Origin of the sequence: Pseudomonas sp. IB20 (assembly GCF_009707325.1) — a bacterium.
GTDB lineage: Bacteria > Pseudomonadota > Gammaproteobacteria > Pseudomonadales > Pseudomonadaceae > Aquipseudomonas.
The window spans coordinates 301,667-324,741 of sequence record NZ_CP046103.1; the positions used below are offsets into that span (position 1 = coordinate 301,667).

Sequence of the window (23,075 nt, forward strand, 5' to 3'; positions counted from 1 at the left end):
TCGGGGTTTTTTTATGCGCGCCAACCGGCCTCTGACTTGTTACATCGCAGTACTAATGAAGTACTCCGCGCCACCTTTATGCCCTTCAGGCGCACGCCTAAATTAGCCCCACTTGCCCGCCCATCACCCCTATGGCCGGCCACTGGAGCCACTGCCATGCCCTTTGTCAGCCTGCGCATCACCCGTGACGGCGTTACCCCGGAGCAAAAAGCCCAGGTCATCGCCGAATTCACCGAAACCCTCGAACGCGTCCTCAACAAACGCCCCGACCTGACCCACATCGTGATCGAAGAAGTCGACACCGATAACTGGGGTTTAGAAAGTCCGCCCTGGTATGGCTGGCTTCCCGGGTTGCGCGCTGCTGTGTGCTAAGACGTCCGCCGCTGGGCCGTTCCGACGTGTGGGCCCCACACCAGGGGAGGGCATAGGGACGGCTTATTACGTCGCTTGTTACGTCTAGCGCAAAAAACAAGGGCCTGCATCGCTGCAAGCACTTGATTTATATGGTGCCGGCACCAGGAGTCGAACCCGGGACCTACTGATTACAAGTCAGTTGCTCTACCAACTGAGCTATACCGGCGTGTTAGGGCGACGATTATAGCGATTGGCAAGCTTCTGTAAACCCCTGAATTCTGACTATTTTTGCAGAAGTGAAGGTTTTTTTGCGATCACCGCTTTTTCGTCGCTTCAGGGCCTGCAAATCAGCTCAATTCCCGTCGCCGCAATCGTCGGTGAATTTCAGCTATTTCAGCATCTGCGCCTGGCCCTTGGAGTCCAGATACGTCATCCGCGCATTCACTACGCCGTAGCCCGTGCGGGCGTCCTCTGGGGCATCAACGGTGGGTTGGGCTCATTGAATGCCTGGGAGGTAGCTGGGCTGTGTGCGGGTTTTGTCGGGTTGTGTATTGCGTGGCGTCATGCCACTCATCTGAAAGCATTTCGTTACAAACATCCAAATACTGACAGCATCATAAGCATTTCGTTACAAACATCCAAATACTGACAGCATCATTTTGATTTCACACAATGCGCGCCACAATAATTCAGCGGTTTAAGCCGGGGAGCAGTCAGTGGGGCGTGCAGATCACAGTTCAACACCAAGCACCGCGCTGGCTGAGCCTTTGCAGCGTTTGCTCGAGCAACTGAACCAAGGCGTTGCGCAATCTCTTCGCCCGCCTGAGGTGGTTGAAGGCCCGCATGGCGAGGTGTATTCGGATGCTTCGGCGCCGACGGTCGTGGTGGTGGTTTCTGCCACGGGCGGTGTGGGGCGCAGCACGTTGGCGGCGGCGCTTGCCAGTGGTTTGCAGCGTCAGGGGCATCCGGCGTTGGCGTTGGACCTGGACCCGCAAAACGCGCTGCGTGATCACTTGTGCCCGGGGTTTGATTTGCCGGGTCTCGGGGCTGTGAGCCTGCTCAACCAGACCTGGGAGGCCTTGCCTAAGCGCGGGTTTGCCGGGTGCCGTGTGGTGGCCTTTGGCGAGACCGACCCGGTGCAGCAGCAAAGTTTGAATCGCTGGCTGGGGCAGGACCTCGAGTTTCTGCGCAAGCGTCTGGCCGGGCTCGGGTTGAATGGGCAGGACACGGTGGTGATCGATGTGCCTGCGGGTAATTCGGTGTACCTCAGCCAGGCGCTGTCGGTGGCGGATGCGGTGTTGGTGGTGGTCCAGCCGGACGCGGCTTCGTTTCGCCGCTTGGCGAAAATGGACGAAGTGCTCGCGCCTTACCTCGCCAGCGAATCTCCACTGCAACGGTTTTACGTGATCAACCAAGTGGACGCTGGCCACGCCTTCAGCCAGGACATGGCCGGGGTGTTCAAGCTGCGCCTGGGCGATGCGGTGCTGGGTGCGGTGCACCGCGACCCTGCTTTCATCGAGGCCCAGGCCTACGGGCGCGACCCGCTCGACCCGTCGCTTAACAGTGTTGGCGGCCAGGATATAAATGCTTTATGCCGGGCCTTGAAGGGGCGACTGCACCAAGGCCATTAATTTGACTGTTTACCGCCTGTCTAAAAAATAACCAGTCAAAACATCAAAATAATGACACTTTCCTGCGCCTGTCACAGAATGCCTCACTAAGACGCCCATAATAAGACCTGCGGTAAGTGCCTGCTTGCCGACCTTCACGTCTTTAAGCTGCGTCGTGAGGAGCTGGCTATGAGCCTTAGCGAAGAACTTCTGGCGTTGTTCGGCAAGAACGTCACCCATGATGCCGAAGGCATTAATGCGCGCATGCACTTTTTTGGCAGCGTGCCTGCTAATGAAACCCTCCCTGCCCACTCCCAATTGACCGATATCGCAGCGCTGCGCCCCAAAGTGGTGGCGTTGGTGTCGATGAATGGCGGCGTCGGCCGCAGCACCCTGGCCACGGCCTTGAGCAGCGGTTTGCAGCGTTATGGCGAATCCGTTGTGGCGCTGGACCTGGACCCGCAGAACGCCTTGCACCATCACTTTGGCGTCAGTGCCGCGTTGCCCGGTATCGGCCGCACCAGCCTGGAGCACGGGCAGTGGAGCCCTTTGCAGCAGCTCGGCTTTGCCGGTTGCCAGGTTATTACCTTTGGCGATATCGACATTCAGCAGCAGGAAAACCTCGAGCGTTGGCTCAAGCACGAGCCCACCTGGTTGGCGCAGCGCCTTGCGTCTTTGGGGCTGAGCGAGCGGCAGACGGTGATCATCGATACCCCCGCCGGCAATAACGTCTACTTCCATCAGGCGCTGAACGTCGCCGATGTGGTGTTGGTGATTGTGCAAGCCGATGCCGCGTGCCTTGGCACCTTGGATCATCTGGATGTGCTGCTCGCCCCGCACCTTGAGGGCGACAACCCACCGACTGTGCAGGTGGTGGTCAATCAGGTGGATGAGGGCAACCCTTTCAGCCTGGACATGGTTGAGGCGTTCAAACAGCGCCTTGGCACGGCGCCGTTGGAGGTTCATCGCGATATGGCAATCAACGAGGCACTGGCGTTCGCCGCCGACCCGCTGGACAACGTGGCGAAACGCTTGGCGAGTGACGATATCGGCGAGATTTGTCGGGTGCTGAAGGCGCCGAAAAGACGCGCCTAAAGTGCGGTTTATACGCTTAACGCCAGATGCTTATGCACAATCGGTTGGTTGAACCTGCCCACAAACTGCCATTTTGTGGCGCTGTTCTCAATGCGCTGCAACTGCCTGTTTTGTGTGCATTTTATTTTATGAACAAAAAATGACCAGGGCACCTTTTGCCCTGTAGCGCTGATAACTACAGCCTCTGTAAAGATTTCATCAACAGAGTTATCCACAGGGCGCGTGTAAGATTTTTGCCCTCTAATCGCGCTCGGCCAGCACCATCAAGTTGCGCGGGGTCAACGTCGTTTCGCAGAAGTTGCCTATCTCGACCTTGTAGCCCTGTTCCGCCAAAAAAAGTGCCCGATCCAGCACCAGCCACATCTCCAGTGGGCGCCGAAACAGACCGCGCACCAACTCCAGGTTTCGCACGTGGGCCAGGCGCCGCCAGCCGTGCGCCTCCAGCGCCGCCCAATCCTGTTCACCTGTGGATAAACCTTTGAGGCTCGCCAGCGCTCGGCAATAGTCAGCGAAGGGTTTATCCAGCCAATTGGCGGGCAGGGACGGTGTGGGCAGGTACTCGTCGCAGCCGCGCAGTTGCCGTTGTAGCTGATCGAACCCCAGGCGCCGGGCCATGGACGAGTCCCGTTGCTGGCGTACACGGTTGCCGGCGGTGACCGTTTCGCTCAGCGGCAGGCCGAGGTCATCAATCGACAGCTTAAGTTTCGACGCGCGCCCCGCGTCAGACACGGCTTGATAGCGGTCGGCATTGATGCGGTTGTAACAGCAGGGCGCCAGCGCCAGTTGCTTGCAGCCCGCTGCGCTGGCCAGTTGCAGCAGGCGCACGTGCAGGTCGCCGCAGGCATGCAGGGCGACGGGGGTGTGGTCGGCGCTGATCGACACAGGCGCCATCACGTCTTGCAGGCGATGGGTAGCGGGCAGGCCGTGATGCTCGCTCAGGGCCTGACCCGAGGCGATAAGGGCCGGGTCGTATTCCAGGCACGTCAGCTGCTGGCCGGGTTGCAGCAGGCGGCGGCCGAGGTGGCCTTTGCCGGCGCACCAGTCCAGCCAGTGCGTGGGCGTTTGCGCGAAATGCAGCGCGGCGCCGAAGGCTTCGATCTGTTGCCACTTGCGGCCCGGCACGTCGACATTCAGTCGATGGCGAGCGGGTTGCAGCGTCTGTGTCGGTAATTTATCCACAGCACTGAGCTGCAGCGCCTGTTCGGCCAGCTGTGGAAAAGGCGCGGGCGCCGGCAGGTCATGAGGGTGGTTGTGGCAGCTGTCGGCATCGGCCAACGAGCGTTGGCGCAGCCATTGGGCCAGCTCGGGGTGCTGGGTTTCCCAGGGTAAATGCAGATGGGTAAAGGGCCGTGGTCGCCACAGCCCTTGGTGCTCGATTAAAAACGCATCCAGCGCCGCAAAGCGTGCTTCAGCGTCCTTGGCAAGCATCGACGCGCAGCCAGCGTTCGAGCAGTTTGAAGCCGCGTACCAGGATGTAAGCCATCAGCAGATAGAACAGCCCTGCGGCGAAGAAGATCTCCACCGGCAGGTAGGTGCGCGCGATGATGGTCCGCGCCATGCCGGTCAGTTCCAGCAAGGTCACGGTACTGGCCAGGGCGCTGGCCTTGAGCATCAGGATCACTTCGTTGCTGTACGCCGGCAGGCCGATGCGCGAGGCACGCGGCAGGATGATGTAGAACAGCGTCTTGGGCTTGGACATGCCCAGCGCGCGCGCCGCTTCGATTTCACCCGGCGGGATGGCCTGGATCGCGCCGCGCAGGATCTCGGCGATGTAGGCGGCGGTGTGCAGGGTCATGGTGGCGGTGGCACACCAGAACGGGTCGCGCAGGTACGGCCACATGAAGCTCTCACGCACGGCATCGAACTGCGCCAGGCCGTAATAGACCAGGAACAACTGCACCAGCAGCGGCGTACCACGGAAGAAGAAAATGTAGGCGTAGGGCAGGGCGCTCACGTACCAACGGCGCGAGGAGCGGGCAATGCCCAGTGGGATCGCCAGCAGCAAACCGGCGATCACGGCGATGGCCACCAGTTCCAGGGTCAGGGTCGCGCCCTGGGCCAGTTGGCACGTAGTCACCGCTCATTGGGTGCTCCTCGCAAAGCCGCGGGCGGCGCGTTTTTCCAGGAAGTACATGCCGGTCATGGCCAGCACGGTGAGGCCCAGGTACATGAAGGCGGCGACCATAAAGAAGGTGAACGGCTGTTTGGTCACGGTCACGCCGATCTGCGCATGGCGCATGATTTCTTCAAGGCCGATCACCGACACCAGTGCGGTGTCTTTCATCAGGATCATGAACAGGTTGCCCAGGCCCGGCAGGGCGATGCGCCACATCTGCGGCATGATCAAACGGGTGAAAATCCGAAACTTTGACAGCCCCAACGCCACACCGGCTTCGCGGTGGCCCTTGGGAATGGCGAGGATCGCGCCACGAAACACTTCGGTGGCGTAGGCGCCAAAGCACAGGCCCAGGGCGATAACCCCGGCGGCAAAGGCACTGAGCGAAAGGTCGGGGTTGCCGAAAAACTCCCCCAGGGCACGCATCAAATTGACCGTGCCGAAATAAATCAGCAGTACCCACAACAGTTCGGGAATGCCACGAACGATGGTCGAGTATGCGCCGCCAAGCCATTGCAGCGGCTTGTACGGGGAGGTCTTGCCGAGGGCGCCGGCAAGGCCCAGCACCAGCCCCAGGCACAGGGCCGTGAGCGCCAGTTTGACGGTCATCAGCGCGCCGGCGGCGAGCGCCGGGCCGAATCCGTAGAGATCGAAATTCATGGTGTTTTCATATCGCGGCAGGCATTGCTGAAAGCCGGCGCGCTCAAAGCAGCGCGCCGGTCAGGCCGTTCAGATCATTCGATGCTGAACGGGAAGTACTTGTCGTTGATCTTCTTGTAGGTGCCGTCTGCCTTGATCTCTGCCAGGGCTTTGTTCAGGCGTTCGCGCAGTGGGTCGCCTTTGCGTACGGCGATACCGATCTTGTCGCTTTCTACAACCGGGTCGCCTTTGAATTCATAGGCCGAACCGTCTTTGCTCTTGAGCCATTCGTACTGCACGTATTTGTCGGCGAGGATGCCGTCCAAGCGGCCGGACGTCAGGTCGAGGTAGGCGTTTTCCTGGGTGTCGTAGAGCTTGGCCTCGGTGTCCGGCAGCTTGTCTTCCAGATAAGTACCGGCCAGCGTCGCGCGCTGGGCGCCGATGATCTTGCCCTTCAGGTAAGCCGCGTCAGTCTTGAAGTCCGCAGTGGCTTTAGGCGCGATGAATTGCAGCTTGTTGGAGTAGTACGGGTCGGTGAAGTCGACAGCCTGCTTGCGTTCATCGGTGATGGACAGCGAGGACACCAGGAAGTCGAACTTCTTGGCGTTCAGGGCCGGGATGATGCCGTCCCAGTCAGACACATACACTTCGCACTTCTCGACTTTCATCTTCGCGCACAGGGCGTCGCCGATGTCTTTGTCGAAGCCGACGACGTTGCCGCTGGCGTCTTTATTGTTGAAGGGCGGGTAGGCCGCTTCGATCCCCATTTTCAAGGTTTCTGCTATGGCCGTGGCGCTGAACGCCATCGAAACGGCCGCGGCCAGAAGGAATTTTTTATAGTTCTGCATGCATGTTGCTCCGTTAGCGGTTGCTGGACATGAATTGTTTGCAGCGCGCCGAAAGCGGGTTTTCAAACACCTGCTGTGGCGATCCTTGCTCTTCGACCAGGCCCTGGTGCAGGAACACCACTTCACTGGAAACCTGACGGGCAAAGCCCATTTCATGGGTGACCAGCAGCATGGTGCGGCCTTCTTCGGCCAGCGCGCGGATCACATTAAGTACTTCCTGGACCATTTCCGGGTCAAGCGCCGATGTCGGCTCGTCGAACAGGATGACCTTGGGTTGCATCGCCAGGGTGCGCGCAATGGCGGCCCGTTGTTGCTGGCCGCCAGACAGTTGCGCAGGGTAAGCGTGGCGCTTGTCGCCGATGCCGACCTTGGCCAGCAGGGCTTCGGCTACTTCTATCGCCTCGGCCTTGCTCTGGCCAAGCACACGGCGCGGCGCCTCGATGATGTTATCGAGGATGCTCATGTGCGGCCACAGGTTAAAGTTTTGAAACACAAAACCGATTTCACTGCGCAGGCGGTTGATCTGTTTGCCGTCGGCGGCCATCAGCTCGCCGTTTTTCATGGCCTTGAGCTTGAGCTCTTCACCGGCAACGAAGATCTGCCCCTGGTGCGGGTTTTCGAGCAGGTTGATGCAGCGTAGGAAGGTGGACTTGCCGGAACCGGAGGAGCCCAGGATCGAGATCACGTCACCGTCGCGAGCGGTCAGCGAGATACCTTTAAGCACCTCCAGCTCACCATAGCGTTTATGCAAGTTGCGGATTTCAAGCGCGGGCGCGGCCTCGGCCATGTGCGGTCCTCATTGTGTTCAGTGCGTTCTTGCTGTTGGGCCGCCTTCCTGGCGAGGCGCCAAGCTAGCATAGCGCTCAGATGGCAGCCAACAGCGCTGCGGACGGTTAACAGGTGGTCTGCGTCAGGGTGTCGCATCAGCGCAGCAGCGTGTCGCGCTATCAACAACCTAACAGACGTTTGAACCCGATAAATCCACAGGCTTCGCGTAAAAAAGGGCGCGATGGTGCCAGCTTTGGGCGGGTGTTGGAAGGGTTAACCGGGCAAACGGTGCACATCAGCCCTTTTGTGGGGCGTCACGCACTTTTTGTGTGTGTTTTTGGTGCGCGCATGCGGCTGGAATGTGGGTCGCACGGTAACGCTATAGCGGAATGCCATTGTTCTCAACGACTTGCGAGGGCTGATCAATTGTCCTACAGGCCGCGTCAATTGCGGCTCTGTAACATTTTGGCGCAAATCTTGCGTAAAAAATAAAGAACGCCCCGTTGGTTTCTTTTCACGAAAAAGATCGCGCGCCGGGTGGACCGTTTTCGCAATTCCTCGTAAAGGTGTGTCAATGAGTAGTACGCAAAGCTCCAATGACCTCGAACAGGGGCTCAAACCGCGGCACGTCACCATGCTGTCGATTGCCGGCGTCATCGGTGCCGGTTTGTTTGTTGGCTCCGGCCACGCGATTGCTGCCGCTGGCCCTGCAGTGCTGCTGGCTTACGCCGCTGCGGGTACGCTGGTGGTGTTGGTGATGCGCATGCTCGCCGAGATGGCGGTAGCATCGCCCGACACCGGTTCGTTCTCTACCTACGCCGACCGCGCGATCGGTCACTGGGCCGGTTTCACCATCGGCTGGTTGTACTGGTGGTTCTGGGTGTTGGTGATTCCGCTGGAAGCCAACGCCGCTGCGACCATCCTCCACGCCTGGTTCCCCGACGTGGCCATCTGGGCGTTTACCTTGATCATCACTTTGTTGCTGACGGCGACCAACCTGTTCAGCGTGAAGAACTACGGTGAATTCGAGTTTTGGTTTGCGCTGATCAAAGTCGTGGCGATTGTGGCCTTTGTGATCCTCGGCCTGGCCGCCATTTTCGGCTTCCTGCCGACCAGCCAGGTCAGCGGCGTGTCGCACCTGTTCGACACCCAAGGCTTCATGCCCAACGGCATGGGCGCAGTACTGGCCGCCATCCTGACCACCATGTTCTCCTTCATGGGCACCGAGATTGTCACCATCGCTGCCGCTGAATCCAAAAACCCAGGCCAGCAAATCACCAAGGCCACCAACTCGGTGATCTGGCGAATTGGTTTGTTCTACCTGCTGTCGATCTTCATCGTTGTGTCCCTGGTGCCATGGAACGATCCGACCCTGGCGGCCGTAGGTTCCTACCAGACCGTGCTGGAACGCATGGGCATCCCGAATGCCAAGCTGATCGTCGACCTGGTGGTTCTGGTTGCCGTGACCAGTTGCCTGAACTCGGCGCTGTACACCGCCTCGCGCATGCTGTTCTCCCTCGGCCGTCGCGGTGACGCACCGGCCATGGCCAAGCGCACCAACAAAAGCGGCACGCCTTATTGTGCAGTGCTGCTGTCCACTGGCGCGGCGTTCCTGGCGGTATTCGCCAACTACGTGGCCCCGGCGGCGGTGTTCGAGTTCTTGCTGGCCAGCTCCGGCGCTATCGCGTTGCTGGTGTACCTGGTGATTGCCGTGTCGCAACTGCGCATGCGTCAGAAGCGTACGGCGGCGGGCGAGAAGATTGTCTTCAAGATGTGGCTGTTCCCTGGTCTGACCTATGCGGTGATGGTGTTCATCGTCGGTACGCTGACCATCATGCTGTTCCAGGAAGCGCACCGGGTCGAGATCATCGCGACCGGTATCCTGAGCTTGCTGGTAGTGCTGGCGGGGTTGTTTGTGGCGAGCCGTCGCAAGGCGCAGAAGGTAGGCGCTGCGGTACTCAATTGATGTAATGAAATGCGGTTTTTAATGTGGGAGCGGGCTTGCCCGCGATGACGGACTGACAGTCGACTACGACTTTTGGGGCGCACTTCACACCGCTATCGCGGGCAAGCCCGGCTCCCACATTTGGTTTGTGTCAGTCTGCTGAGTTGGCGAGTGCTTGGGACGCCGCCACGTAATCCGCCTGAAACTCCTCCGACTCGATCCACGCCAACGCCGCCGCCTCATCATCGGAATCCGTCGCCCACTGCCGATACTCGATCAGTGCCGCGAGGATAAAGTCGGTAGCTTCCTCTTCGCCTTCCTGCTCCAGCACCAACGCCAGCAGTGGGTGCGCCAGGAACACCGCACACAGCGCCTGCTGGCTGGTCTCGCCCGCCGCACGCATCTCTACAAACAACTCGGTCAAATCCACTGACTCAAGGTCAATGCGGCTGTCATCGCCGGAGAACGCATCCGGCTTGGTCGCAACGGCGCGCTGGGTACGATTTTGCTTGGCCTTGGCTTTTGCCCGGTGGGCACGTTTTTGCTGCTTGTTCGGCGAGGCCATGGGCTCACGTCCTTTGTTCAGGATCTGGGTGGGGTATTGAAGCGCAGGTTGGGGGAAATCCCAAGGGTTTCTAAACTCGCTGGCCGGGGGTGCCTTGTGCCAACTCGCCTCGTTGCAGCCAAGCCAGTGCAATCGGCCACAGCCGATCCTGATACTCACTGCGGAAAAATGCGAAATGCCCGACGGCTTTTTCACCGATATCCTCGGGGGCAATGCGCAGATGAGTAAGCGCGCAGCCTTCAAAATAGCTCAGCAACCGCTCAATAGCCGCCACCGTGCCAAACGGGTCGTCGGTGATGCTGATGGCCAGCATCTGAGCCTTTACGCGGGCAAAGGGCAACTCACCCAAGGCACGCCCACTGGGGCGGGTTTCATACCTGGGTGTCGGCGTGCCCCAGTCGCGCACTACGCCGGCCGGCGTATCTTCCAGCCAGCCCAGGCGCTTGCCCGGGAAGTAACCGTACAGCGCGGTCACCAGCGGCATCACCACGTGCCATTTGCCGAACATTCGCCAGCGCCCGCTCGCTTCATAATCGCGCCAGTACGCAAACTGCGCGCCGACCGTGACGATTCGGCGAATCACCGCACCTGATGCGCCCAGCCCTGCTGCGCAACCGCCAAAGCTGTGACCGACCACATCAATCGGCTGCCCCGGAAACTCCCGTTGCGCGCGCTGCAACATCGCCTCGAAATCCAGCACGCCCCAATCCGACCACGACGCCTTGAAGCCGCGCAGTGAGCCGCTGCGGGATTCGCCGATGCCACGGTAGTCGTAGGTGATCACGTCTAAGCCGTTGGCAAACAGGTAGTCGGCGAAGCGTGAGTAGTGGCGGCAGCGTACGGAGGTGGCGGCGTTGATGATGACGACTGGGCGTGTCGGGTCGGTTCTGACATGGCGCCAGGTGAAGCCGCCAACAGCGTAGTTATCCGCCGCGGGCTCGCGGAATGCTTCTGGGGCGGGTCGGGTGGGCAGGTTCATAGGTCGGCTTGATCCTTGCGCTTTTGGTGTGGGCTGTAGGGCCACGCGCTTTTATAAGAAACCGAAATTAACAAATTTAGGGCGTCATGGGCGTAAGAAATATCGTGATGCTCGACCTTAGCTCCCTGGGTGCTTAGGCTTGCGATCTATTGATCTGCCAGAGTCGGCCCATGACCCGCGACACCCTCGAACACCACCAAATCCCCATCTACTTCGTCGCCGTCCTCCTGGCGGCCGCATTTGGTGTGCTCGCGCCGTTGTCGGCCCACGGCCTCAGTGTATTGGTCACGCCCGCCATTGCGTTGCTGATGTATGCGATGTTCCTGCAAATTCCGTTTCTGGACCTGCGCCAAGGCTTGGGCAATAAGCGCTTTATTTCGGCGTTACTGTTGGCCAATTTCATTCTGGTGCCGTTGCTGGTGTGGGCATTGACCCGTGGCCTGGTGGAGCGCCCGGCGTTGCTGGTGGGGGCGTTGCTGGTATTGCTCACGCCGTGTATCGATTACGTGGTGGTGTTTACCCATATCGGCAAGGGCGATTCGCGGCTGATGTTGGCGGCGACGCCAGTGCTGTTGTTGCTGCAACTGGTGCTGTTGCCGGTTTACTTGGGTTTCATGCTGGGTGCGCAATCCGCCGTGGTGGTGGCGGTGGGGCCGTTTGTCGAAGCGTTCCTGTGGTTGATTGTGCTGCCGATGATCCTGGCGGTGCTGACGACATCCCTGGCGCGGCGCTCAAGCGTGATAAACGCGTGGAACAACGCCTGGGCCTGGTTACCGGTACCGGCGATGGCATTGGTGCTGTTTGTGGTGATCGCCTCGCAGATCACCTCGGTGGTGCGCGATATCGGCTTGTTGTTGCCGGTAATCCCGGTGTATGTGGGCTTTCTATTGCTGGCGCCGCTGATGGGCGCGTTGGCTGCACGCTTGTTTGCGTTGCCGGCGGTGACGGCGCGCGCGGTCACGTTCAGTGCGTCGACCCGTAACTCCTTGGTGGTGCTGCCCCTGGCGTTGGCGTTGCCTGAAGGCGTGCGCGGGCTGGCGGCCACGGTGGTCATCCTGCAAACCCTGCTTGAACTGGTGGGCGAGCTGGTCTATATCCGGCTGATTCCGGCGCTGGTGTGGCGCGTCGGTCGCTAAATCCATAAATGTTCGGGTTTGTTCAGGCGCTATTCAGGGGCTGAGTCGGCACCATAGAGTCGGCGCAGCCTACCTGAAAGGACATTCGATGGATCACCGCAGCCGTTTTCGCCTGGAGTCCCTGGGCATTTTCCTGATTGCTTTGTTGTTGTTCACGTGGGGCATCTGGGATGAGCAGCCCCAGGGCTTTGATGGGCGTTGGGCGCTGTTCATGCAGGAAATGTTTCGCCATGGCGCGAGTCTTTTCCCTACCACCTACGGCCAGCCGTACGCGGATTACCCCGGTACTGCGACCTTCTTCAGCTTTGTGTTCGCGCGCTTGTTCGGTGCACCGAATCACCTGGCCAATGTGCTGCCGACCGCGCTTGCTTCGGCGGGCATGATTGCCGTGGTCTATCGCCTGCTGGCGCCGTCCAGCCGGCCTTGGGCGTTGCTGACGGTGCTGCTCACGCTGCTCACCACCCAATTGCTCGATAAGTCGCGCTCGGTCTGCTTGGACCTGATGATCGCGCTGTTATGCGTAGGCAGTTTCTACCTGCTGCACAGCGGCGAGCGTCTAGGCTCGCGAGTGAGGCAGCTTGCCGTATTCCCGTTGTTTGCCCTGGCCTTTGCGATTCGCGGGCCACTGGGGTTGATCGAGGTCTGTGGTGTGGTCTGCGTGTATTGGGCGCTCGGTCGGCCGGGGCAGCGGGTCAAGCAGGTGTTGATCCACGGCTTCGTTGGGCTGGCGTTGCTGGTGGCGTGCTGGTGGGTGCTGATGAAGTTGGCGCGGATCAGCGGGGGCGATGCCTTTGCCGATGAGGTGTTCAAGATGCAGGTCGGCGGGCGCCTGGATGAGTCTGGCGAGCCGTTCTACTTTTACTTCAAGCTGAGTTTGTACCGCTACTTCCCCGTGGTGCCGTTGGCCCTGGCCACGATGATTGCGCTGCGCCATCGCTGGTCTGAACGTTGGGTGAATGATGACGTCCAGCTGGTCGTGCGCCTGGGGGCCTGCGGCTTGATGATTTTGCTCGGGCTGTCGGTGCCGCACTTCAAACGCGCCTATTACATTCTGCCGATGGTGCCGATGTTTGCCGCTGTGGCCGCCTATGGGCTGCTCCAGGCGCAAAACTGGCTGGTCGGCGTGCGTCGCTGCTATGAAGGGCTCGTCGCCGCGCTGCCGGCGTTGTGCGTGGTGGTGCTGTTTGTGTGTCGGCAGTCCTGGCACAAGCGCGGCTATTGGCCGGACGTGCCGTTGCCGCTGTTGATCGGTGGGCTGGTGGTTCTGCAAGTGGCGGCGTTGATTGCCTGGCACCGTGCCGTGCGCTTGGTGTGGCTCAGCCTGATTGCCCTGGCGGCGCAGTGGTTGCTGTTGGTGGTGGTGATCGATCCGGCTAAGGACCTGCAATTCGATACCCACAAGTTTGTCAGCCAGGTCGAGGCGCTGCGTGTGTCCGAGCCTGGGCCTTTGGTGTTCGTCAATTTGGGTCGCGACACCTGGGCGGTGCGCTACATGATGAACCTGGATCACGATGAGCAGCCGCTGTTCGTCGCGGGTTATGAGCTTGAAAAGTTGGCGACGTTGCCAAGGCCGTCCTGGGTTGTTGTGTCGCGCAAGGAGACTGCGCTGTTGAAGGGCACGCCGATGGCGTCGCAGGCCCCCGTTTTCGAGGGCCGGCTGAACGACAACCCGCTGATGGTGTTTTTACTCAAATAAGCGGGCAAAGGAGAGGGGATGAGCCGCTGGCTATTTGCAGCGGTACCCCTCAGGCATCGTGACGGTGTAGTTGCGTTGCACGCGGTCATGGAAATTCAGGTTCTGCAGCCCCTGTTCCACCAGAAAGGCCTCGACCTTGGCAGCCTGGCAGTCTTCGTTGTAGGACGTCGCCCGCAACAGGTACACCGCACGCCTGCTGACTTCATCGCGTGCCGTGGCCGTGAAGGTGGTGAGCGTGGTGTAGCCGGTTCGCTCTGAGGTGCCCACCGGGCCGTAGGTGGTGTTCGGTTTGCTGGTGCAGGTCAGTTGGTCTTCTTTTTTCTTGTTCTTCTTGCACTGAGTGGTGGTGCTGGTTGGCACCTGGCCATATTCGGTGGCGGTGTAGCGGTAGGTCACCTGGTGGCTGTCGACATCGAGGAGGATGGTCATTTTGATCGGTGCGTGGTTCTTGGGCAGGGTGGTGTCGGTAAACACTTTTTGAAAACCCTGGTCCTTCATGGCGCTGACCATATCGCGCAGGTAGTAGCGGGCGTTAAGCGTGCTTTCTGCGCTGCCGCCAACGGAGGTCGTCACCAGCACCGTTGCCTGTCGATCAAAGTGATAGTCCGGGTCGGGTGTTGCGTTGATCGCTACGTCCATTTGCGTGGCGCATCCACTGAGCAGCGCCGTCAGCAGTAATAGCGTGCAGAACAAGTACCGGGTCATCCAATAACTACCTTGCAGTAAAAAATTTAGTACCCGCTAAACGATTGAGCCGGGCGATAAATAAGCCTCGGCATTATCGGAAACGCCATTAAATCGCAGGCAATAAAAAACCCCAAGGACACATTGTTCCTTGGGGTTTCTCGGTATTTTGGTGCCCAGAGACGGAATCGAACCGCCGACACGGGGATTTTCAATCCCCTGCTCTACCGACTGAGCTATCTGGGCAACGGGGCGCATTAAACGGGTTTTTCAGGGGGTCGTCAAGCAAGTTTTCAAAAAATATTTAATTATTACCGTCGCTTACGTGCCGACCCCGGTTTTTGATCAATTATTGAGCAGGCGGTACGTAACCGTCGGCTTTGGCGTAATCCTCGCCGGAAAAGAACTTGTCCATCTCGCCTGACAGGTATTTACGGTCTTCGGCGTTCATCATGTTCAGGCGTTTTTCGTTGATCAGCAGGGTCTGGTGTTTCAGCCAGTCGCCCCAGGCCTGTGCAGAGATGTGCTCGAAAATGTCCTGGCCCTTGGCACCTGGGTACGGAGGGCGTTCGAGGCCGGGCAATTCTTTGTGGTACTTGCGGCACATGATGGTGCGGGTCATGACGGAACTCCTGCGTTCAATACTTCGGCCGCGCGCTTCAGCAGTTTTTTCACCGGGGCGGCAAGGCCCAGGCGCGGCGGGGTGGCGAGGTTATACCAGAGCCAGTCGGCCTCGGCCACGTGATGGGCGGATTCCTCGACCTGGACCAGCCAGGGTTCGATAGCCAGCTGGAAATGGCTGAAGGTGTGGATCAGCCCCGGCAGTTCATGCGGCGTGCTCAGCTCGAGCGCGTGCTGGTTGGCCAAGTGTTCCAGGTCTTGGAGGTCGTCCAGCTCCGGCAAGCTCCACAAACCGCCCCACAGGCCCGTGGAAGGGCGACGGTAAAGCAGAATCGCGCCCTCGGCATTGGCCAACATCGGCATCAGCGTGCGCTTTTGCGGGATGGTCTTGCGCGGCTTGGGGATCGGGTAGCGGGTCTCCAGGCCGAGCATATGGGCTTCGCAGCCTTTTTCCAGCGGGCACAGCAGGCAGCTCGGTTTGCTGCGGGTGCAGAGCGTGGCGCCCATGTCCATCATCGCCTGGGTGTAGGCGTTGACGCGATCGTGTGGCGTAAAGCGCTCTGCGGTCGCCCAAAGCTGCTTGGCGACCTTGGGCTCGCCTGGGTAGCCCTCTTGCGCGGTAAAACGCGCCAGTACGCGTTTCACGTTGCCGTCGAGGATCGGCGCGCGCAGGCCCATGCTCAGGCTGGCGATCGCACCGGCGGTAGACAAACCAATGCCGGGCAGTTCAGTGAGCTTTTCGACGTCCTTGGGAAACTCGCCGCCGTATTCGGCGACGACGATCTTGGCGGTCTTCTGCAGGTTGCGTGCGCGGGTGTAGTAACCCAGGCCGGTCCACAGGTGCAGCACTTCGTCTTCCGGCGCGGCGGCCAGGGCTTCGACCGTCGGCAGTGAGGCCATGAAACGGTCGAAGTAATTGAGCACCGTGCTGACCTGGGTCTGTTGCAGCATGATCTCCGAGACCCACACCCGGTAAGGCGTGATGCCTTGTTGCCAGGGCAGGTCATGGCGACCGTGGCGGTCGTACCAGTCCAGCACTGCCTGTGAAAACTGCTCGTTTCTCATCGTTTGAACAGGCCTTTAAGGGCGTCTTTCAACTGCGGGTTGACCTTGTCGAGTTTCTCTTCGAGCTTCTCGCTGAGCCTGTTGCCAGCGGCCTTGACTGCGACCTGAGTCAAGCCGTCCTTGTCCAGGCGACAGGCCTTGGCGCCCAGTTCCAGCGGGCCACGGCAGCGCAGTGGCACTTCGATGCCCTGGAAGTTGGAGCCGACCTGGCAGGCCGGGTCCGGCACGTCGCGCTTGTCGCCTTCGACGATGATGCCGACGCGGTAGTCCATGCCCAGCACGCGCAGGTCGACGTCACCGTTGCCGTTGACCGTCAGGCCCGGGATGCGCACTTTCAGGTCAGGGTTGCTGGCCACACCGTTACGCAAGGTCAGGTTGCCGCGCAGTTCCTGGAACGGCGTGTCTTTGCCTTGTGGCGTGGTGCTCAAGGTCTTGCGGTTGAGCAGGGCGATGCCGGTGCACAGTTGTTGTTCAATGTTGGCGTTGAGCAGCGCGCCGTTATTGATCACAAAGCTGGCGGTGCCGTTCAGGCTGTCGATCAGCGCCTTCTGGCTGTTACCACGGCCGTTGAGGTTGCTGTCGAGGGTGATCTGGCCTTTCACCGGCGGGGTTTGCCCCTGGGCTTGCAGGATGCGTTCAACCGGTACCTGCTTGATGCGGGTCTGCAACGCCAGCACCGGGATGTCCTGGCGCACATCGAGTGTGCCGTTGGCCTGGAAGGTGCCGTTGTAGAGGCCGCCGCTGAGGGTCTCGAGTTTGAGCTGGCCATCGATGCCGGACGCTTTGAGCGCGGCGTTCTGGATCGGCAGTTTGCTCAGGGTCAGTTCGCCAAAGGCCAGGTCGGCGTCGATATCCAAGGTGCGCAGGCGGGTCAATGGCAGCAGCTTGTCGGTGCTCCACGCGCCTTTGGTCGGTGCGTCCGGCAGGGGTGTGGTGCCACCGGCAGCCATGGCGCCGGCTTCGCTGTTCTGTACTTCGGCCTGGCGTGCGGCGGCTGCACCTTTGGCGGTTTCGGATTTGGCCGGCAGGTAGTTGTCGGCGTTGAAGCTGTCGCCTTTGAGTTGCACACGCAGCGATTGCTTGGCGAAGTCGTCCACAGCGATGCGGCCGGTAAAGGTGCTGCTGTCGAGTTTCAGGTTCAAGTCTTCCAGCGCCATGCTGGTGGGCGTGCCTTTAAGGCGGCTGACCAGCTCGACTTTACTCAGGCTGCCCGCGGCCATGGCCGGCAGCGGGTGCCCCACGCTGTCGAGGAACTTGGCCAGGTCAAACTGGGCAATGGACAGGGCACCGCTCAGTTGCGGGGTTTTGTTCAGGTCGTTGACCTTAAGTTCGCCCAAGGCGCGCAGCTGGTTGGCGGAAAGTTTCAGGTTGGTCCATTCGGCGATGTTAGCCGCCAGGTCCACCAGCAACTGGCCTTGGGTCGAGAAGGTTACGGTTTTGCCTTGCAGTGGCTCGCCGGTGGCTTCGCCGCTGAGTTTCATGTCTTCGAATTGGTAACGCTGGAGCGCGCGTTGAATGCGCAGGTTGCCGTTCAGCTCGGTCTTGACGCGCATCAGCGGCTGGTTGCTGCCCAGGAATGCGGTGAGTTTGAGCGGAATGCTCGCGCCTTCGTGCACGGCGCCGGCGCTCAACTGAATGCTTTCGGCGCTGTACTGTTTGCCGGTCTGCTCATCGTTGTATTCAACGCGGGCGTTGTTGATGGTCAGGCTGTCGATGTCCAGGCGGATCGGTTTTGGCGGCTTTTCCGGTTCGGGCTCGGCTGGCGTTTCCACTGGCGCAGGCACCGGCGCATTGGCCGTTGTCTCGGCCACGTTCTTGCCGATGTCCTCCCAGTTGCCGTGGCCTTGTTTGTCACGGGTCAGGCGCAGGTTCAGGCCCTCGACACGCACATCGCTCATCTGCACTTCGCGGCGCAGCAGCGGCAGGACGCGCACCGACAGGCCGATCATCTGCAGGTCGGCGAACGGTTGGGTCGGGTTGGTCAGGGTCGCGACGCTGGCTTCGTGCAACTCAAGGCCCAGCCAGGGGAACAGGCTCCAACCGATATCGCCATTGAGCGTCAGCTCGATGTGGGCCTTGTCGCGGGCAATCTGGCGAATCTCGTCTTTGTAATCGTTGGGATCGAAGAGGTGGGTCAGGGCAAAGCCCAGGGCCACAATGATCAGCAACAGCCCGAGAAGTACCAGACCCAGGATTTTGCCGAACGCTTTCATGGGCGAGTCCTTGTATGTCGATTTCAAAATTTAGCCGCAGAGTATAACGCCCGACGGCCTGCGTCAGTTCATGCATCGTTACATTGTATCTAGACGCAGCAAAATCGGATTTTGCTGTCGGGCAGATCAGGTTGCGTGAAAAAGGTGATGTCAGTTTGGTTTTTCTGTCATCCACTGGTGCTAATCTGCGCGGGTTCGTCTGTCGTCTGCGACACAGCGTCGCGCTCAAATGGAGCTTTACTCAACAACAACGGCCAACGCTCTGCGTGCAAGGTCGAGGGAGAGAGCGCCTGACGGACACATACTAATAACTGGGGGAAACACCAATGAGCACAAGCACTGCGGCTGGCAGTACTGCCGCACAGCCTGCGTTCCTGTCCAAGGAACGCATTATCGCCAAGCCGGGGTTCAACCGCTGGCTGGTTCCACCGGCCGCCCTGGCCATCCACCTGTGCATCGGCATGGCCTACGGGTTCTCGGTGTTTTGGTTGCCACTGTCCAAAGCGCTGGGTATCACCGCACCGGTTGCCTGCGCGCCGGACATGAGCTTCATCGCACAAGTCTTCTCGTCGCAATGCGACTGGCCCATCTCCATGCTGGGCTGGATCTACACCCTGTTCTTTATCTTCCTGGGCTGCTCGGCAGCGATCTGGGGCGGCTGGCTGGAACACGCCGGGCCACGTAAAGCCGGCGTTGTATCGGCCTTGTGCTGGTGCGGCGGCCTGTTGATCTCGGCGTTGGGCATCTATACTCACCAGATCTGGCTGATGTGGATCGGCTCCGGGGTCATTGGCGGCATCGGCCTGGGCCTGGGCTATATCTCGCCCGTGTCGACCCTGATCAAGTGGTTCCCGGACAAACGCGGCATGGCCACCGGCATGGCGATCATGGGCTTCGGCGGCGGCGCGATGGTCGGTGCACCGTTGGCCGCAGCGCTGATGGGCCACTTCGCTTCGCCAACCAGCGTGGGCGTGTGGCAGAGCTTCGTGGTCATGGCCGCGATCTACTTCGTGTTCATGATCGGTGGCGCATTGTCGTACCGCGTTCCGCCGACCGGCTGGAAGCCTGAGGGCTGGACCGCGCCGGCGAAAAAAGCCAGTAATGCGATGATCACTCACCGTCACGTGCACGTGAACGTGGCGTGGAAAACCCCGCAATTTCGCCTGGTGTGGCTGGTGCTGTGCCTGAACGTGTCTGCCGGTATCGGCATCCTCGGCATGGCTTCGCCGCTGCTGCAGGAAGTGTTTGGTGGCAAGTTGCTGGGTGTTGATGTGCCGTTCGGCCAACTGGATGCTGGGCAGCTTGCGTCTATAGCCGCCATCGCCGCGGGCTTCACCGGTTTGTTGAGCCTGTTCAACATCGGTGGCCGGTTCTTCTGGGCGTCGTTCTCCGACTACCTGGGGCGTAAAAACACCTACTTTGTGTTCTTCGCGCTGGGTTTTGCCCTGTACGCGCTGATCCCGAACCTGGGGCATCTGGGCAACGTAGCGCTGTTTGTGGCGGCGTTCTGCATCATCCTGTCGATGTACGGCGGTGGTTTCGCGACTGTCCCGGCTTACCTGGCCGACCTGTTCGGCACCCAGATGGTTGGCGCGATCCACGGTCGCCTGTTGACCGCATGGGCAGCGGCGGGCGTGTTGGGCCCGGTGCTGGTGAACTACCTGCGTGAGTATCAGCTGAGCATCGGCGTTGAACGTGCGGCGGCCTACGACATCACCTTGTACATCCTCGCCGGCCTGCTGGTGCTGGGCTTCATCTGCAACCTGCTGGTACGCCCGGTGGCTGACAAGTACTTCATGACCGACGCCGAACTGGCTGCCGAACAGGCGCTGGGCCATGACAAAGGGGCGGATGCTTCCACCTCGCTGGAATGGAAAGCGGCTTCCGGCACGGTGCCATTGGCGATTGCCGCCTGGCTGGTGGTGGGTATTCCGTTGGCGTGGGGTGTGTGGGTGACCCTGCAGAAGACGGCGGTATTGTTCCACTAACACCGCGTAACCCCTTGTGGGCACGGTTTCTGTGGGAGCCGGACTCATGTGGGAGCTGGCTTGTGTGGGAGCCAGCTCCCACACTTGATCTTCACCCATCTGAAGATATCGGGTCGGCGCACCATTCTGGAGCGCCTTGCAGAAGACGGCGGTATTGTTCCACTAACACCGCGTAACCCCTTGTGGGCACGGTTTCTGTGGGAGCCGGACTCATGTGGGAGCTGGCTTGTGTGGGAGCCAGCTCCCACACTTGATCTTCACCCATCTGAAGATATCGGGTCGGCGCACCATTCTGGAGCGCCTGCTTGTACACACATGTCTATCGCCGACACTCCATCAGTCTTATCCCCTTCGATGTTTCTGTTTAGCGCCCGCGCCCCTATAATGGCCGCCTTTTTCGCCCAATGATTTTGCGGAGTTGGTGATGGCCGAACGTAAGGCGTCCGTCGAGCGCGACACTCTGGAAACCCAGATCAAAGCCTCGATCAACCTGGATGGCACCGGAAAGGCCCGATTTGATATCGGTGTACCTTTTCTTGAGCACATGCTGGACCAGATCGCCCGCCATGGGCTGATCGACCTGGATATCGTCAGCAAGGGCGACCTGCATATCGACGACCACCACACGGTGGAAGACGTCGGTATCACGTTGGGCCAGGCATTTGCCAAAGCCATCGGTGACAAAAAAGGCATCCGTCGCTACGGCCACGCCTATGTTCCGCTGGATGAAGCGCTGTCGCGCGTAGTCATCGACTTCTCCGGCCGCCCAGGCCTGCAGATGCATGTGCCCTACACCCGCGCCACCGTGGGCGGCTTCGATGTCGACCTGTTCCAGGAATTTTTCCAGGGCTTCGTCAACCACGCACTTGTCAGCCTGCACATCGACAACCTGCGCGGCACCAACACCCACCACCAGATCGAAACCGTGTTCAAGGCTTTCGGCCGCGCGCTGCGCATGGCGGTGGAGCTGGATGACCGCATGGCCGGGCAAATGCCTTCGACCAAGGGCGTTCTGTAATGCAGACGGTCGCGGTTATCGATTACGGCATGGGTAACCTGCACTCGGTGGCCAAGGCCCTCGAACACGTAGGCGCTGGCAAGGTGCTGATCACCAGCGATGCCAATGTGATTCGCGAAGCCGACCGGGTCGTATTTCCCGGTGTGGGCGCGATTCGCGATTGCATGGCTGAGATCCGCCGCCTGGGCTTTGACAGCCTGGTGCGTGAAGTCAGCCAGGACCGGCCGTTCCTCGGCATCTGTGTGGGCATGCAAGCTTTGCTCGACAGCAGTGAAGAGAACGACGGCGTCGACTGCATCGGCCTGTTCCCAGGCCAGGTGAAGTTCTTCGGTAAAGGCCTGCACGAAGACGGCGAACACCTGAAAGTCCCGCATATGGGCTGGAACGAAGTTCGCCAGGCCGTGGATCACCCGTTGTGGCACGAAGTGCCAGACATGGCGCGTTTCTACTTCGTGCACAGCTACTACATCGCCGCCGGTAACCCGCGCCAGGTGGTGGGTGGCGGGCACTACGGCGTCGACTTCGCCGCAGCGCTGGCCGAAGGTTCGCGTTTTGCCGTGCAATTCCACCCGGAGAAGAGCCATACCCATGGCCTGCAATTGTTGCAGAACTTCGCCGCGTGGGATGGTCGCTGGTAAATGGCCAAGAAGCCGAAAGTGCCGGTCTTGAACCTCACGCCCGAACAGGAGGGTGAGGCTACCCTCACGATCAAGCGCTTCATGGAAGACCGCTTCGAGCTCAAGCTGGGCTCGTTCGAGGTCGCCGAGCTTCTTGAGTTGTTCACCACCGAAGTGGCGCCGCATTATTACAACAGGGCGATTTTCGACACGCAGACGCTCCTTAAAGAAAGGTTCGAAAGCATCGAAAGCGACTTGTGGTCGCTTGAGAAACCCTGATTTCCCAAGCATTGCTGAATATCGAATAAGGTTTGCCAGATGCTGATTATCCCACTGAATATCGAATAAGGTTTGCCAGATGCTGATTATCCCCGCTATCGATCTCAAGGACGGCGCTTGTGTACGCCTGCGCCAAGGCCGCATGGAAGATTCCACCGTGTTCTCCGACGACCCGGTGAGCATGGCTGCCAAATGGGTAGAAGGTGGCTGCCGTCGTCTGCATCTGGTGGACTTGAACGGCGCCTTCGAAGGCCAGCCGGTGAATGGTGAGGTGGTTACCGCCATCGCCAAGCGCTACCCGAACCTGCCGATCCAGATCGGCGGCGGTATTCGCTCCTTGGAAACCATCGAGCACTACGTCAAAGCCGGCGTGAGCTACGTAATCATCGGCACCAAAGCCGTTAAAGACCCAGCCTTCGTTGCTGAAGCCTGCCGCGCGTTCCCGGGCAAGGTGATCGTGGGCCTGGACGCCAAAGACGGTTTTGTCGCCACCGACGGCTGGGCTGAAATCAGCACCGTGCAGGTGATCGACCTGGCCAAGCAGTTCGAAGCTGACGGTGTGTCCGCCATCGTTTATACCGACATCGCCAAAGACGGCATGATGCAGGGCTGCAACGTACCGTTCACCGCTGCTTTGGCTGCGGCTACCAAGATCCCGGTGATCGCTTCCGGTGGTATCCACAACCTGGGCGACATCAAGTCGCTGCTGGACGCCAAGGCGCCTGGCATCATCGGCGCCATCACTGGCCGCGCGATCTACGAAGGTACCTTGGACGTCGCCGAAGCCCAGGCTTACTGCGACGCCTACAACGGCTGAGGACTGACCATGGCGCTGGCCA

22 protein-coding genes and 2 tRNA genes are annotated in these 23,075 nt (G+C 60.1%); 11 read left to right on the plus strand and 13 right to left on the minus strand.

Translation table 11 applies throughout. The features are described 5' to 3' along the window. Positions 1 to 156: 156 nt before the first annotated feature. Positions 157 to 372 carry a tautomerase family protein gene (locus GJU48_RS01370; protein WP_155295912.1) on the plus strand — a complete coding sequence of 72 codons (216 nt, stop codon included), beginning with the start codon at positions 157 to 159 and terminating at the stop codon, positions 370 to 372. A gap of 132 nt (positions 373 to 504) precedes the next feature. Here GJU48_RS01370 and GJU48_RS01375 read toward each other — a convergent pair. Continuing rightward, positions 505 to 580: transfer RNA gene (locus tag GJU48_RS01375), tRNA-Thr, on the minus strand. Between the two features lie 490 nt (positions 581 to 1,070). Here GJU48_RS01375 and bcsQ (GJU48_RS01385) point away from each other — a divergent pair. Both bcsQ (GJU48_RS01385) and bcsQ (GJU48_RS01390) read left to right on the plus strand, forming a co-directional pair. Further along, complete coding sequence (gene bcsQ / locus GJU48_RS01385; protein ID WP_242153937.1) at positions 1,071 to 1,985, plus strand: cellulose biosynthesis protein BcsQ; 915 nt, start codon at positions 1,071 to 1,073, stop codon at positions 1,983 to 1,985. Between the two features lie 168 nt (positions 1,986 to 2,153). Beyond that, positions 2,154 to 3,059 carry a cellulose biosynthesis protein BcsQ gene (bcsQ, locus tag GJU48_RS01390; RefSeq protein WP_094952837.1) on the plus strand — a complete coding sequence of 302 codons (906 nt, stop codon included), beginning with the start codon at positions 2,154 to 2,156 and terminating at the stop codon, positions 3,057 to 3,059. 240 nt (positions 3,060 to 3,299) lie between these two features. Here bcsQ (GJU48_RS01390) and GJU48_RS01395 read toward each other — a convergent pair whose 3' ends face one another. From GJU48_RS01395 to GJU48_RS01415, 5 genes are all read right to left on the minus strand, one after another. Further along, complete coding sequence (locus tag GJU48_RS01395; RefSeq protein ID WP_094952838.1) at positions 3,300 to 4,487, minus strand: methyltransferase; 1,188 nt, start codon at positions 4,485 to 4,487, stop codon at positions 3,300 to 3,302. Continuing rightward, a complete protein-coding gene (locus GJU48_RS01400; protein WP_155295913.1) occupies positions 4,468 to 5,136 on the minus strand; it encodes an ABC transporter permease in 669 nt (222 codons plus the stop codon). Before GJU48_RS01400 ends, GJU48_RS01395 begins: the two co-directional genes overlap by 20 nt. Before the next feature lie 3 nt (positions 5,137 to 5,139). Further along, positions 5,140 to 5,835: an ABC transporter permease gene (locus GJU48_RS01405; protein ID WP_094952839.1), complete on the minus strand. Its 696-nt coding sequence runs from the start codon at positions 5,833 to 5,835 to the stop codon at positions 5,140 to 5,142. 74 nt (positions 5,836 to 5,909) lie between these two features. After that, a complete protein-coding gene (locus GJU48_RS01410; protein WP_094952840.1) occupies positions 5,910 to 6,662 on the minus strand; it encodes an ABC transporter substrate-binding protein in 753 nt (250 codons plus the stop codon). A gap of 13 nt (positions 6,663 to 6,675) precedes the next feature. Beyond that, a complete protein-coding gene (locus GJU48_RS01415) occupies positions 6,676 to 7,449 on the minus strand; it encodes an ABC transporter ATP-binding protein (protein WP_094952841.1) in 774 nt (257 codons plus the stop codon). 555 nt (positions 7,450 to 8,004) lie between these two features. Here GJU48_RS01415 and gabP point away from each other — a divergent pair. Then, positions 8,005 to 9,396: a GABA permease gene (gene gabP, locus GJU48_RS01420; protein WP_094952842.1), complete on the plus strand. Its 1,392-nt coding sequence runs from the start codon at positions 8,005 to 8,007 to the stop codon at positions 9,394 to 9,396. A 130-nt stretch (positions 9,397 to 9,526) separates the two neighbouring features. On the opposite strand, the gene GJU48_RS01425 is transcribed toward gabP, so the two are convergent. Further along, positions 9,527 to 9,940, minus strand: coding sequence for a hypothetical protein (locus GJU48_RS01425; RefSeq protein ID WP_094953835.1), 414 nt, complete (start codon positions 9,938 to 9,940; stop codon positions 9,527 to 9,529). A gap of 70 nt (positions 9,941 to 10,010) precedes the next feature. Beyond that, complete coding sequence (locus GJU48_RS01430) at positions 10,011 to 10,919, minus strand: alpha/beta hydrolase family protein (RefSeq protein WP_094953834.1); 909 nt, start codon at positions 10,917 to 10,919, stop codon at positions 10,011 to 10,013. A gap of 170 nt (positions 10,920 to 11,089) precedes the next feature. Here GJU48_RS01430 and GJU48_RS01435 point away from each other — a divergent pair, with 170 nt between their 5' ends. Both GJU48_RS01435 and GJU48_RS01440 read left to right on the plus strand, forming a co-directional pair. Further along, positions 11,090 to 12,055, plus strand: a complete 966-nt coding sequence (locus GJU48_RS01435) for an arsenic resistance protein (protein ID WP_094953833.1) — start codon at positions 11,090 to 11,092, stop codon at positions 12,053 to 12,055. 88 nt (positions 12,056 to 12,143) lie between these two features. Then, the gene (locus GJU48_RS01440; protein ID WP_094953832.1) at positions 12,144 to 13,751 is read left to right on the plus strand and encodes an ArnT family glycosyltransferase; all 1,608 of its coding nucleotides are present in this window, start codon (positions 12,144 to 12,146) and stop codon (positions 13,749 to 13,751) included. 30 nt (positions 13,752 to 13,781) lie between these two features. On the opposite strand, the gene GJU48_RS01445 is transcribed toward GJU48_RS01440, so the two are convergent. The 5 genes from GJU48_RS01445 to GJU48_RS01465 all read right to left on the minus strand — a co-directional run bounded on the left by GJU48_RS01445 (position 13,782) and on the right by GJU48_RS01465 (position 18,334). Beyond that, the gene (locus GJU48_RS01445; RefSeq protein WP_083355727.1) at positions 13,782 to 14,456 is read right to left on the minus strand and encodes a hypothetical protein; all 675 of its coding nucleotides are present in this window, start codon (positions 14,454 to 14,456) and stop codon (positions 13,782 to 13,784) included. Positions 14,457 to 14,605: 149 nt separating this feature from the next. Further along, positions 14,606 to 14,681 (minus strand) — tRNA-Phe (locus GJU48_RS01450). A 103-nt stretch (positions 14,682 to 14,784) separates the two neighbouring features. Then, positions 14,785 to 15,057 carry an oxidative damage protection protein gene (locus tag GJU48_RS01455; protein ID WP_094952171.1) on the minus strand — a complete coding sequence of 91 codons (273 nt, stop codon included), beginning with the start codon at positions 15,055 to 15,057 and terminating at the stop codon, positions 14,785 to 14,787. Next, a complete protein-coding gene (mutY, locus tag GJU48_RS01460) occupies positions 15,054 to 16,121 on the minus strand; it encodes an A/G-specific adenine glycosylase (protein WP_094952172.1) in 1,068 nt (355 codons plus the stop codon). Before mutY ends, GJU48_RS01455 begins: the two co-directional genes overlap by 4 nt. Further along, positions 16,118 to 18,334, minus strand: a complete 2,217-nt coding sequence (locus tag GJU48_RS01465; protein ID WP_094952173.1) for an AsmA family protein — start codon at positions 18,332 to 18,334, stop codon at positions 16,118 to 16,120. Before GJU48_RS01465 ends, mutY begins: the two co-directional genes overlap by 4 nt. A 326-nt stretch (positions 18,335 to 18,660) precedes the next feature. Here GJU48_RS01465 and GJU48_RS01470 point away from each other — a divergent pair, with 326 nt between their 5' ends. From GJU48_RS01470 to hisA, 5 genes are all read left to right on the plus strand, one after another. Next, positions 18,661 to 20,322, plus strand: coding sequence for an OFA family MFS transporter (locus GJU48_RS01470; RefSeq protein ID WP_094952174.1), 1,662 nt, complete (start codon positions 18,661 to 18,663; stop codon positions 20,320 to 20,322). Between the two features lie 424 nt (positions 20,323 to 20,746). After that, positions 20,747 to 21,340 carry an imidazoleglycerol-phosphate dehydratase HisB gene (gene hisB / locus GJU48_RS01475; RefSeq protein WP_003218037.1) on the plus strand — a complete coding sequence of 198 codons (594 nt, stop codon included), beginning with the start codon at positions 20,747 to 20,749 and terminating at the stop codon, positions 21,338 to 21,340. Then, positions 21,340 to 21,978 carry an imidazole glycerol phosphate synthase subunit HisH gene (gene hisH, locus GJU48_RS01480; RefSeq protein WP_094952175.1) on the plus strand — a complete coding sequence of 213 codons (639 nt, stop codon included), beginning with the start codon at positions 21,340 to 21,342 and terminating at the stop codon, positions 21,976 to 21,978. The genes hisB and hisH overlap by 1 nt, the downstream gene beginning before the upstream one ends. Continuing rightward, positions 21,979 to 22,236 carry a DUF2164 domain-containing protein gene (locus GJU48_RS01485; protein WP_094952176.1) on the plus strand — a complete coding sequence of 86 codons (258 nt, stop codon included), beginning with the start codon at positions 21,979 to 21,981 and terminating at the stop codon, positions 22,234 to 22,236. 79 nt (positions 22,237 to 22,315) lie between these two features. Continuing rightward, complete coding sequence (hisA, locus tag GJU48_RS01490; protein WP_003187784.1) at positions 22,316 to 23,053, plus strand: 1-(5-phosphoribosyl)-5-[(5-phosphoribosylamino)methylideneamino]imidazole-4-carboxamide isomerase; 738 nt, start codon at positions 22,316 to 22,318, stop codon at positions 23,051 to 23,053. The last annotated feature ends 22 nt before the right edge of the window (positions 23,054 to 23,075 follow it).

Excerpts from the sequence above, each read along its gene's own strand:
- GJU48_RS01425 (WP_094953835.1), bottom strand. The coding sequence starts at position 9,940 with ATGGCCTCGCCGAACAAGCAGCAAAAACGTGCCCACCGGGCAAAAGCC.
- GJU48_RS01435 (WP_094953833.1), top strand. The coding sequence starts at position 11,090 with ATGACCCGCGACACCCTCGAACACCACCAAATCCCCATCTACTTCGTC.
- mutY (WP_094952172.1), bottom strand. The coding sequence starts at position 16,121 with ATGAGAAACGAGCAGTTTTCACAGGCAGTGCTGGACTGGTACGACCGC.
- GJU48_RS01440 (WP_094953832.1), top strand. The coding sequence starts at position 12,144 with ATGGATCACCGCAGCCGTTTTCGCCTGGAGTCCCTGGGCATTTTCCTG.
- hisA (WP_003187784.1), top strand. The coding sequence starts at position 22,316 with ATGCTGATTATCCCCGCTATCGATCTCAAGGACGGCGCTTGTGTACGC.
- hisH (WP_094952175.1), top strand. The coding sequence starts at position 21,340 with ATGCAGACGGTCGCGGTTATCGATTACGGCATGGGTAACCTGCACTCG.
- gabP (WP_094952842.1), top strand. The coding sequence starts at position 8,005 with ATGAGTAGTACGCAAAGCTCCAATGACCTCGAACAGGGGCTCAAACCG.
- bcsQ (WP_094952837.1), top strand. The coding sequence starts at position 2,154 with ATGAGCCTTAGCGAAGAACTTCTGGCGTTGTTCGGCAAGAACGTCACC.
- GJU48_RS01465 (WP_094952173.1), bottom strand. The coding sequence starts at position 18,334 with ATGAAAGCGTTCGGCAAAATCCTGGGTCTGGTACTTCTCGGGCTGTTG.
- GJU48_RS01410 (WP_094952840.1), bottom strand. The coding sequence starts at position 6,662 with ATGCAGAACTATAAAAAATTCCTTCTGGCCGCGGCCGTTTCGATGGCG.
- GJU48_RS01470 (WP_094952174.1), top strand. The coding sequence starts at position 18,661 with ATGAGCACAAGCACTGCGGCTGGCAGTACTGCCGCACAGCCTGCGTTC.
- hisB (WP_003218037.1), top strand. The coding sequence starts at position 20,747 with ATGGCCGAACGTAAGGCGTCCGTCGAGCGCGACACTCTGGAAACCCAG.
- GJU48_RS01430 (WP_094953834.1), bottom strand. The coding sequence starts at position 10,919 with ATGAACCTGCCCACCCGACCCGCCCCAGAAGCATTCCGCGAGCCCGCG.
- GJU48_RS01405 (WP_094952839.1), bottom strand. The coding sequence starts at position 5,835 with ATGAATTTCGATCTCTACGGATTCGGCCCGGCGCTCGCCGCCGGCGCG.
- GJU48_RS01395 (WP_094952838.1), bottom strand. The coding sequence starts at position 4,487 with ATGCTTGCCAAGGACGCTGAAGCACGCTTTGCGGCGCTGGATGCGTTT.
- GJU48_RS01415 (WP_094952841.1), bottom strand. The coding sequence starts at position 7,449 with ATGGCCGAGGCCGCGCCCGCGCTTGAAATCCGCAACTTGCATAAACGC.
- GJU48_RS01370 (WP_155295912.1), top strand. The coding sequence starts at position 157 with ATGCCCTTTGTCAGCCTGCGCATCACCCGTGACGGCGTTACCCCGGAG.
- GJU48_RS01485 (WP_094952176.1), top strand. The coding sequence starts at position 21,979 with ATGGCCAAGAAGCCGAAAGTGCCGGTCTTGAACCTCACGCCCGAACAG.
- GJU48_RS01455 (WP_094952171.1), bottom strand. The coding sequence starts at position 15,057 with ATGACCCGCACCATCATGTGCCGCAAGTACCACAAAGAATTGCCCGGC.
- GJU48_RS01445 (WP_083355727.1), bottom strand. The coding sequence starts at position 14,456 with ATGACCCGGTACTTGTTCTGCACGCTATTACTGCTGACGGCGCTGCTC.